The organism is Vitiosangium sp. GDMCC 1.1324 (assembly GCF_003044305.1).
Classification (GTDB): domain Bacteria; phylum Myxococcota; class Myxococcia; order Myxococcales; family Myxococcaceae; genus Archangium.
In genome coordinates, this window is the sequence record NZ_PZOX01000058.1 from 1 (window position 1) to 9,853 (window position 9,853).

Here is a 9,853-nt window from a genome sequence, read left to right on the forward strand (position 1 = left end):
ACGCCAACACCCTCCGCCTGCCTCCACTCCTCACGCACGCGTACACATCCAGGGCGAACCTCCTGCTCAGCAGCCCGGCACAGTCCAAACGGGGTGTGCTCTCCTTCCTCGGCTCCTCCACCGTCGCGGCAAAGGCGGGGCTCTCCTCCTCCTGCCCCGGCTCCGCCCCTGCTTGAGGGAGTGTACCCCAAGGGGGTTCAAGCGGTCTGTCCACCGGACGGGAGCATCGCTCGGGAGGCCCCGTCAGCGGCCCTCCTCGGCCCCTCCGCTCCAGCTCTCACCCTCAACAGGGCCTCTATCCCGCCTATACGTTATCCCGCCTATACGTACCGTACTCGTAGGCGTTCAACACGGCCCACCGCTTCGTGAGGGCCAGCCAGGCCACCGTCGCGACGGAATTCAGTCCGACGCAGCCGCCGAGTCGGGTGTGTGATGAGATCCTCACATAGGGCAGGGACGAGCGGGCGGGAAGCCAGTCGAGGTTCGTTCCAAACTCGGCGAGCAATTCGAACCCTCCGAGCGCGCCGCAGGAGGAGGCCTTCTTCGAGGTACCTTGGAAGATGGCGTAGTAGGGCACCGTTCTGTCCGAGACGCCCAGCCAGATGCGCGCGGGGTGCGCGCCGTCACCGGCGAGGTCCACGTCCACGAACACTCCCAGTTCGGAGGACGTGGGGCGCACCTTGGACGTCTTGCCGAAGAGGAGGTGGAGCACCTGCGCCAGCATAAGCGTGCTTGTGTGACCCGGAGTCCGTGAAGCGTGATACACGCCGTGTCACACGCGTCAGCCCATAGCGCAGGCATGGGCCTGGAGGGTGAATGCAGCCAGGTTGGGTCTCGGTACGCCTCCTCTTCGTGGTTCTCTGCGGTGTCTTCGTCCTCGCATGCGAGGAGAGGGGCACCACCGACGTGACGGCGTCCCCTGGAGCCCACCTCGCGCCTGATTCCGTCGCGTGGGCCCGTGAGCTCACCACCCGGCTCGCCGGGAGCGGCTGGTCGTCGACGGCCAGCATGGCGAGCGCGAGGGGGCAGCACGCCTCTCTGCTCCTGCCCGACGGTGATGTCCTGGTGGTGGGCGGCGTCAACCAGACCGGGTTCGTGACTTCCGCCGAGCGTTTCGATCCGGAGACCGGCACCTGGGCCTCCGCCGGAAGTCCAGGCATCTCGGGCAACATCACGTCGGGCGTCCTGCTTCCCACCGGGAGGGCGTTCGTCGTGACGGACGGCAGCCTGTCGGCACGCATCCATGACGCCGCGACGAACACCTGGTCCGCCACGGGGACGATGTCCGCGACTCGCAGCCTGTCCACCGTCACCCTCCTGTCCTCGGGGCGGGTGCTCGTCGCGGGAGGCTCCAACCTGAACACGGCGGAGCTCTACGACCCCGCGACGAACACCTTCACCGCCACCGGCTCCATGTCCGTCGTCCATCGGGCTCACACCGCCACCTTGCTGCGGGACGGCCGGGTGCTGGTGGCCAGCGGCTTCAGCAGCACGGGAGAGGTGCCCGCCGCGGAACTCTATGAGCCCTCCGCCGGGACCTGGTCGCTGGCGGCGCCTCCCCTGGTTCCCCGGCACTATGCGACCGCGACGCTGCTCCCCGATGGCCGTGTCCTCTTCGCGGGAGGCTTCACGAGCGCGGGCGTCACCAACCATGCGGAGCTCTATGACCCGGTGGCCAACACGTGGACCGCCACCGGTGCGCTCATCCATCCACGAAACGGTCACACGGCCACCCTGCTGCCCGATGGCAAGGTCCTGGTCCAGGGTGGCTCGGATGGGGCGCGCAACGCGCAGGCGGTGGCGGAGCTGTATGACCCGGCGACGGGGACCTGGGCTGCCGCCGGTACGATGGCGGTGGCTCGCGAGAATGCCACCGCCACCCTGCTGATGACGGGGCAGGTGCTGATCATGGGGGGATTCCGCTTGAACCCGGGCACGGCCTTCTATGCGGACGTGGAGCTCTATGAGACCTCCAGCGGCCGCTGGGCTCCGGCCGGCAATCTTGCGCAGGGCCGGGGCTCCGCCGCCGTGCTGCTGCCGTCGGGACAGGTGCTGGCCGCGGGGGGCCGGGGCGCCAGTGGCGTGCTCGGGACGGCGGATCGCTACACGCGCGCGAGCAACACCTGGGCTCCCGCCGCCTCTCTGGCCACCGCGCGCGAGCGTGCCACGCTGAGCCTGTTGCCGTCCGGACGGGTGCTCGCCGTCGGAGGTGGGAATGGCGGGGGACCGCTGGCCTCGGCGGAGCAGTACGATCCCATGGCCAATGCCTGGTCGCCCGCGGGCTCGATGAAGGCCGCCAGGGATGGGCACACCGCGACGGTGCTGGGCTCGGGCCGGGTGCTCGTGGTGGGCGGCGCGAGCACGGGGGCGGCGGAGCTGTATGACCCGGCCGCCAACACGTGGCGCTCCGCCGGGCCGGCCGCCACGCCCCGCTCGCGTCACGCGGCCGTGCTGCTGCATGACGGCCGGGTCCTGGTGGTGGGGGGCGAGAACGGGGGCACACCGCTGGCCTCGGCAGAGCTGTATGACCCGGCCTCCAACACGTGGGCCTCCGCCGCGAGCCTCGCGCAGGCACGGGCCTCCTTCACCCTGACGCTGCTGCCGTCGGGCCGGGTGCTGGCGGTGGCGGGGACCTCGCTCGCGGCGGAGCTGGCGTCGGCGGAGGTATATGACCCGGTCTCCAACACCTGGGCTCCGGCGGGGACACTGGCCAGCCCGCGCTCATTGCATTCGGCCGCGCTGTTGCCCTCCGGCCGGGTGCTGGCCGTGGGAGGCCAGGGACCGGGAAGCACGGTGCTCGCCACCGCGGAGCTGTACGACAGCGCGACCAACACCTGGGAGCCCGCGTCGGGCCTCGCGGCCCAGCGGCAGCGCTTCGACACCGTCGTCCTGCCCTCGAACGAGGTGCTCGCGCTGGGAGGGCAGGGCGCCGGGGGCGCGTGGCTGGCGAGCGCCGAGCTGTACGAGGACACTGGGGCGCAGCCAGCCTGGCGTCCGGTGGTGACGGGGCCCGACGTGGTGTCTCGCGGCTGCTCCGCGCGCATCACCGGCACGCTGTTCCGGGGCATCTCCGGAGCCAGCGCGGGAGACTACAGGGACTCCGCGACGAACTTCCCGTTGGTGCGGTTGCAGGCGGCCGAGGGGCGCCGGCTCTGGACGTTGCTGGGCACCGAGATGTCCGCCACCGGCGTGACGGTGTCCATTCCCGCCAGCGCGACGCCTGGCTCCTATGCGCTCTCCGTCTTCGTCAGCGCGAGAGGCGGCGGGCGGATGGTGACGGTGGTGGAGAACACCGCGCCGGTGGCGGAGGACCAGACGGTCTCCACGCTGTATGGCGAGCCCGTGAATCTGTCGCTGGTGGCGACGGATGCCGAGGCGGAGCCTTCGTTGAGCTTCGTCATCGTCACCCCTCCAGCCCACGGGACGCTGAGCGGTACGCCGCCCTCCGTCACATACACACCCGACCCGGGCTACATGGGGCCGGACAGCTTCACATTCCAGGCACGTGACTGCGACCTGGACAGCAACGTCGCCACCGTGACGCTCGACGTGGCCGACCAGACGCCTCCGGACATCACCTGCCCCGCGGACCTGATGGTGGATGCGACGGAGCCAGCGGGGGCGCCGGTGACGTATCCCGCCGCCACCGCGACCGACGCCATCACCGCCAATCCCATGGTGACGTACTCGCCGCCGTCGGGGAGCACCCTGCCGACGGGGCGTACGACGGTCACCGCGACAGCGGAGGATGCGGCGGGCAATCAGGCGACGTGCACGTTCGCCGTGACCGTCCAGGCCCGGGTGGTGTCGATCGCTGGCGGCGGATGTCAGGCCGCCGGTGGAGGCGCGGACGCGGTGCTGGTCGTGCTGTCGGTCCTCGCCGTGTGGGCGGGGCGTCGGCGCCGTGAACTGGCGCGAACCTGCGTGCTCGTCGCGGCCCTGGCCACCACCAGCGCCTCGGGGCAGACGCCCTCCAGCCCCCTGGTTGCGTTCGACGTGGAGCGCCTGCGCCTCAGCGCCGCCGCGACGGACTCGCTGCTGGTGGACTCCGGGCGGCTGCTTCCCGTGGGTGGCTATCGCCTCGCTCTCCTGACCCACTACGAGCGCGGCATCCTGGTGCTGAAGGGCAGTGATGGGTACAGCCGGTCCCTCCTGCACTACCGGACGTCGGCCTGGCTCATGGGGGCGTGGTCTCCGGTGGAGCGCCTGGAATTGTCCGCCCGGCTGCCGGTCATCATCTCCCAGGGGGGCCATGGCGCGGAGGCGCTGGTCGGTGTCTCCGCACCATCGTCCTCGGGGCTGGGGACGCCGGAGGTGGGAGGGCGCTACTCGCTGCTGCGGCGCGAGGATGGGGCGCCGGTGTCCCTCGCGGTGGGGCTCGACGTGGGGCTTCCGGGGGGAAGTGCGAGTGCGTTCGGCCGCCAGGAGCATTGGGCCGGGTTCCAGTTCTGGCCCCGCGTCTCGCTGGGGCGCGAGGTGGGAATGTTCGTGTTGGGGGCCAGCGTGGGCGCGCGGGTGAGGTCGAGGGAGGCCGAGCCGGGTCGCGACGTGGGCACCGAGCTGGAGCAGGGGCTGGTGGTGGCCACCCGGGGGAGCGGTCTTCGCGGCGAGCTGGCCCTGCAGGTAGCGGAGTCGCTGGTGCACCCGGACGTGGCGGTGGAGTTGCTCGGGGCGGTGCGGCTGCCCATTGGACATGGCTTCGAGGTGAGTGCGCTCGCCGGGCGTGGCTTCACCGACATTCCGGGGTCGCCCTCGTGGCGGGCGGGGGTGGGAATCGCCTGGGCTCACGACTCTCCGCCCGAGGACGTCTGCCAGAGCGGGCGGAAGCACACGCCCGAGCAGTGCCCCGGCTCCGATGATGACGGTGACTCCGTGCTCAACAAGGCGGACCGTTGTCCGCTGGAGGCGGGGCCGCCGGACAACGAGGGCTGCCCGGATCGGGACTCGGAGGGTGATGGCGTCGTCGACCGGCTGGACCGGTGCCCGAACGAGGTGGGAGTTCCGGACCGGCAGGGCTGTCCCGAGCCTGTCTCTTCTCCGGGGAAGGAGGAGCGGCTCTCCCTGGCGGGCCGCAAGGTCGCCTTCGCGGTGGGCCTCTCCGAGATTCAGGGGGACGGCGCGCGCCTTCTGGATGAGATCGCCGAGCTGCTGAAGTCGCGGCCCGGTGTCTCGATTCGCATCGAGGGCCATACGGACGACTCGGGACAGGAACAGCTCAATCGCACACTGAGCGAGGAGCGCGCGAAGGCGGTGCGGGCCTACCTCATCCAGCGAGGCATCGCGGGCTCTCGCCTCGAGGCCCGGGGCTACGGTCCGTCGCGTCCCGTCGCCACGAACGACACGCAGGAAGGCCGAAGCGCGAACCGCCGCGTGGAGTTCATCATCACGAATTGATTTCTAATGCTTCCGGACAAGGGGAGTACGACCATGTTCAAGAGAGCGGCAGTGCTCGTGGTGGGTTGTGGCGCGTTGCTGGCTGACTGCGGCGCTCCCTCAAGCAGGAGAGGAGGAGGTGCGAGCGGGGCGTGAGGCAGCGGCCAGGAAGGAGCGGATGAAGGAGAGGACACCGAGAGTAGAGTGGGCCGAGTTGCTCAGGAGGACGTTGGACTTGGACGTGTTCGGCTGCGTGAGGAGTGGAGGCAGGCGGAGTGTATTGGCGTAGGTGAAGGGGGCCCCCGGGGTGAGGGCGATTGTGGAGCACCAGGGCTTGCCCACGGCCTGAGCGAGGTTGGCCCCGGCACGAGGGCCACATAAGGCCGCGTGGTGTTGAGGAGCAAGACAGCCACCAGGCCGGCGGCCCCTGCCAGGCACCTGATGGGAGCGAGGCCTGGGCAGGCGTGTACCCCAAGGGGGTTCAAGCGGTCTGTCCACCGGACGGGAGCATCGCTCGGGAGGCCCCGTCAGCGGCCCTCCTCGGCCCCTCCGCTCCAGCCCTCACCCTCAACAGGGCCTCTATCCCGCCCATACGTCACGGGTTTCGGTGTCGTCATCCCGAGGAGATTAGGCACAAGCGCATGTGTTTGCATGCGTTTCGCCCGCTGAGCGTGCGCGAGGACCCCCGCGCACAGACGAGGGCGGAAGTCGCCACGGGCCGGCTGCGGAGTCGGCAAGCGCGTGCGGGCCAATGGAGGCTGTCAAGTAGGAGAGGGCGAAACCCAGGGCGCGTGCGGGCCCTCCCCCCCTGTCTGGTTGGCCTTCCCGCATCCTATCCTTCAGGGTTGTTTCACCTGGGGGAAAGGCCAGCGACATGGCGAATGAGTACCGAAGTCCTGAGGCGGGGGAGGGCGGCGGTACGCAGTTCGAGACTCGGCGGAACGCGCGGGGCAGACCGTGGTGGGCCTCGCGTGCGGTGGTGCTGGCGGTGCTTGCGCTGCAGACGGCGTGCGCGACGAGCTACCCCATGGGCGGGACACTCGCGGGCGCGGCGCGCAGCTGGCGGCGGAGCGGCGTGACGCAGGGTGCGGCCCCGGCCTGGTCCGACGCTGGCGGCGAGGACCTGGAGGTCGCCAACCTCCGGCGAGCGGCGACGCTGCCGTGGACGGACGGAGGGCAGTGCGTCGTCGAGGAGGCCTCCCAGCCGTGGCCCGTGCTGGTGGAGCGGTGCTTTCACGAGCTCGACCAGGAGCGAGTCCAGTTCAGGGACACCACGGGGCGGTGCTCCGTGGCCTCCGCTGGGGCCGCGGCCGTGGGGCTCGGCGTGTGCGTCTTGGCGGCGCCGGAAATCGTCGTGGGAGCCGTCATCATCACGGGCGTGGTGGTGGTGGGCTTCGCGATCTCAGAGGCGCTGGAGGCGTACGAGAAGAGGGGCCGTCCCCAGGTGCGGCCGCCGTCCACGCGGCCAGTGCCGTCCACGCGGCCAGTGCCGGAGACACGGCCGGTGCCGGAAGCGCGGCCGGTGGCAGAGACGAAGCCAGCCCCACAGGAGCCCAAGAAGAAGCGGCGGCCCAAGCCGGAGCCAGCGGGAGAGGACTGGCCGCCACCGCTGCCCCCCGAGTCCACTGACAGGGAGCGTGACCGAAAGTGCGAGGCCTATCCGGAGAAGCACCGAGGCGGTGACAAGGCTCACGACGACTGCGCCGACTGGTATCCGCCCAACCGCTGGCCCGGAAAGGATGCGGTTGTAGGCGGCAAGGCCTTCGACGCGCTGCAAGTCGGGGTGCGCGTGCTGTGGGAGATCAAGACCGACGAGTTCGGCAGGTACAACGAGTTCGTCAAGAAGCAGCAGGTGGCGGACGAGCTAGAGGAATTCGAGGAAGAGAGCAGAATTGCGCGGGCCTGTGGGTATGACTTCACGGTCGGCGTTAGCACCGAGGAGCACAAGGCCGCGCTGATGGCAGCACTGGAAGAGGCGGGTCTGCGGATCAAGGTCGTGGTGACGGGGTGTAAACGCTGACGCCGCGCTATCTGCGCGGCGACGCGCATGGTCTACGGGAACGAAGGCAGCCTTCTATTCAGCCCTTTGCTGTGAGCAGCAACACTCCTTCTTTCCGCGCCTGGGCTGTCCGGAGGGCGTGGGGGATGAAGGAGAACAGGGCCTCGGGGCGGACCCGGGTGTTGTTGCCACCCAGCCACCTCCGGGCCCGTGCGAGCATCTCCGGGGAGGGGCGTTCGAGCACGGCATCCAGGGCTGGTAGAAGTCCGCCAACATCGCTCGGGGCTACGAAGAGCGCGCCGAAGTGGCCGGGTAGGCGAGCCGCCTGCTCTGCCCCCAACCCGAAGTACAAGGCGGCGGCGGCTGGGATGCGATTGGTGATGATTAGGCTGCCGTTGTCCGCGCCCAGCTGGATGCCCCAGCCGTTCGCCTCCGCGCCCGTTCTAATGAATCCCTGCCCGAATGCACTCAGCGCCTCCGGGCGGAAGAGTTCCTCGAACTCTTCGGTCCCTTCGGGGTACGTCCAAAAGCCAGGACGGGCAGGATCGGGAATAGCCTCGGGAGAAAGCGAGCTAGGGGCCTCGCGCCAGCGGTCTAGTACCTGGCGAGCGGTCGGGCTCACGGGCGAGGCGTCCACAGCTGCGGCGAAGCTTGAGGCAACTGCGGAGGAGTGCTCGGGGGGGATGCAGACAGATAGCCAGAAGAAGGTCACGCCCATGTCGAAAGCATATCCCTCCCTCGCGCGAGCCTGCGAGCTGCTCCAGGGATCGGCGGGCGGGTGGGTGCTTGAGGCGGCTGGGTGAATTAGGGCACACCGTCACCCATGAGAGAGAGCTACTCGGCTAGTGCATTCTGGCGCCCGCGCTCGGAGTCGAGGGAGGAGTGGGCGGGGCGAGCGGAGACGTTCTTCAGGTTACTGGCGGAGTGCCATCCGAGCTTAACTCGCTGGTACGAGGAGGGGCGCTCGGCCGAGGAGTCGCTGCAGCTCGGCTTTGAGCCCACGCGGGAGGCCTTCGCGCGCTTCTTCGGGCGGAGCAAGAGCCGCTTCGCCGAGGGCGGCTTCCTCTTCCGGGCCTGGACGGGTCACCTGGACTTGGCGCAGGGCGGGACGGTGGGACGGTGGGAATCTCGTCGGCCGGGACGTCGGTGCACGTGAGTAGCAGCGCGAGCGTCATCGTCCCCTCGAGCCCTTGGGAGGCGAGCGGATGCTCACCCGCGCAGTCGTCGTCCGCGTAATGCGCGCGCTGGTGACGGCGTGGGAGACGGACTGGACCATGGCGACGAGTGACGAGCTGTGGCGGCAACTCTCGCTCGAGGCGAAGACCGACACCTTCGTGGGCTGGATGACGTGGGTGCCCCGGGCTGACGGTGCTGTGCGCCACCTTCCTGACCCCGCGCGGGTGGAGGACAAGGGCAGCATCGTCGTCCTGACACCGGAGCCGCTGCGCAGCAACGACCGCGAGCACCTAGCGCTCGCCCGGCAAGTGCAGCGGAGTCTCGAGGCGGGCAGCTCATGCAGCTCAGGGAGCCTGGGCGAACAGCAGAGGGCTGATTTCCGGTTCGCGAGCGGGAAAGAAGAACGGCCCGCTGGGAGCGCCAGCGAGCCGTTCTTGGACTGCTATCAGCGACGCTGCCGCTGGAGATCCCTTTAGTCCCCGGAAGTGGGGCAAGCCCACGGGTGCTGGATCTCGGCTAACGCACGTCAGGCGAGCCCGTCTTCTACGAGCGACACAACGGTATGGATGGCCTGAAGAAGCCGCAAGCAGTCGGCAAGGTTCCCGTCAGCTGGGTCCCTTCCATGCAGAACCCAGTGCCTATTCAGTAGCTGGGGCTTAGGATCCTTATCCATATTGCGGCTGTAGAGGGCCTCTACGAATGCCTTTGTCGCGCTCCAAGCGACGTGGTCATAGGAGCCGTGACAGACAGGGACTGGAACGGCTATGCCGCTACGGGGCGCGCGGTGCGCTGGCGCTGGAGCGGCTGTCACGAGCGGAGGACGGCCGCATCGCCTATCGGAAGAAGCGCCCGCTGCCGGACGGCACCACGCACCTGCTCTTCACCGGGTTGGAGTTGCTGCGTCGCGTGGCGTCCCTGGTGCCTGCGCCTCGGGCAAACCGCACGAGGTTCCACGGCGTCTTCGCTCCAGGCGCCAAACTGCGGCCATTTCTGGACCCTCAAGCAGGAGAGGAGGAGGTGCGAGCGGGGCGTGAGGCAGCGGCCAGGAAGGAGCGGATGAAGGAGAGGACACCGAGAGTAGAGTGGGCCGAGTTGCTCAGGAGGACGTTGGACTTGGACGTGTTCGGCTGAGTGAGGAGTGGAGGCAGGCGGAGTGTGTTGGCGTAGGTGAAGGGGCCCCCCCGGGGTGAGGGCGATTGTGGAGCACCAGGGCTTGCCCACGGCCTGAGCGAGGTTGGCCCCGGCACGAGGGCCACATAAGGCCGCGTGGTGTTGAGGAGCAAGACAGCCACCAGGCCGGCGGCC

Annotated in this window: 7 protein-coding genes; 5 read left to right on the forward strand and 2 right to left on the reverse strand. The window is 69.4% G+C overall.

Annotated features, from left to right (window positions below; translation table 11 throughout):
* Positions 1-304: 304 nt before the first annotated feature.
* A complete protein-coding gene (locus tag DAT35_RS58705) occupies positions 305-724 on the reverse strand; it encodes a hypothetical protein (protein WP_146210345.1) in 420 nt (139 codons plus the stop codon).
* 92 nt (positions 725-816) lie between these two features.
* Between DAT35_RS58705 and DAT35_RS57635 the strand changes: the two genes are divergently transcribed.
* Entirely contained in the window at positions 817-5,394 is a 4,578-nt protein-coding gene (locus DAT35_RS57635) for a kelch repeat-containing protein (RefSeq protein ID WP_233262326.1), read from the forward strand.
* Positions 5,395-6,247: 853 nt separating this feature from the next.
* Positions 6,248-7,393: a DUF6310 domain-containing protein gene (locus DAT35_RS57645; RefSeq protein WP_233262327.1), complete on the forward strand. Its 1,146-nt coding sequence runs from the start codon at positions 6,248-6,250 to the stop codon at positions 7,391-7,393.
* A 58-nt stretch (positions 7,394-7,451) separates the two neighbouring features.
* On the opposite strand, the gene DAT35_RS57650 is transcribed toward DAT35_RS57645, so the two are convergent.
* Complete coding sequence (locus DAT35_RS57650; RefSeq protein ID WP_108077961.1) at positions 7,452-8,090, reverse strand: hypothetical protein; 639 nt, start codon at positions 8,088-8,090, stop codon at positions 7,452-7,454.
* A gap of 105 nt (positions 8,091-8,195) precedes the next feature.
* On the opposite strand from DAT35_RS57650, the gene DAT35_RS62660 reads away from it, so the two are divergent.
* From DAT35_RS62660 to DAT35_RS61740, 3 genes are all read left to right on the forward strand, one after another.
* Entirely contained in the window at positions 8,196-8,528 is a 333-nt protein-coding gene (locus DAT35_RS62660) for an Imm52 family immunity protein (RefSeq protein WP_108077962.1), read from the forward strand.
* A gap of 49 nt (positions 8,529-8,577) precedes the next feature.
* Positions 8,578-9,024: an Imm52 family immunity protein gene (locus DAT35_RS57660; protein ID WP_108077963.1), complete on the forward strand. Its 447-nt coding sequence runs from the start codon at positions 8,578-8,580 to the stop codon at positions 9,022-9,024.
* Between the two features lie 223 nt (positions 9,025-9,247).
* Positions 9,248-9,679, forward strand: a complete 432-nt coding sequence (locus DAT35_RS61740) for a transposase (RefSeq protein ID WP_233262328.1) — start codon at positions 9,248-9,250, stop codon at positions 9,677-9,679.
* Positions 9,680-9,853 lie beyond the last annotated feature (174 nt).

Bases quoted from the DNA above. Each gene is read 5' to 3' on its own strand.
- DAT35_RS57645 (WP_233262327.1), top strand. From the start codon at position 6,248: ATGGCGAATGAGTACCGAAGTCCTGAGGCGGGGGAGGGCGGCGGTACG.
- DAT35_RS57650 (WP_108077961.1), bottom strand. From the start codon at position 8,090: ATGGGCGTGACCTTCTTCTGGCTATCTGTCTGCATCCCCCCCGAGCAC.
- DAT35_RS62660 (WP_108077962.1), top strand. From the start codon at position 8,196: ATGAGAGAGAGCTACTCGGCTAGTGCATTCTGGCGCCCGCGCTCGGAG.
- DAT35_RS61740 (WP_233262328.1), top strand. From the start codon at position 9,248: ATGCCTTTGTCGCGCTCCAAGCGACGTGGTCATAGGAGCCGTGACAGA.
- DAT35_RS57635 (WP_233262326.1), top strand. From the start codon at position 817: ATGCAGCCAGGTTGGGTCTCGGTACGCCTCCTCTTCGTGGTTCTCTGC.
- DAT35_RS58705 (WP_146210345.1), bottom strand. From the start codon at position 724: ATGCTGGCGCAGGTGCTCCACCTCCTCTTCGGCAAGACGTCCAAGGTG.
- DAT35_RS57660 (WP_108077963.1), top strand. From the start codon at position 8,578: ATGCTCACCCGCGCAGTCGTCGTCCGCGTAATGCGCGCGCTGGTGACG.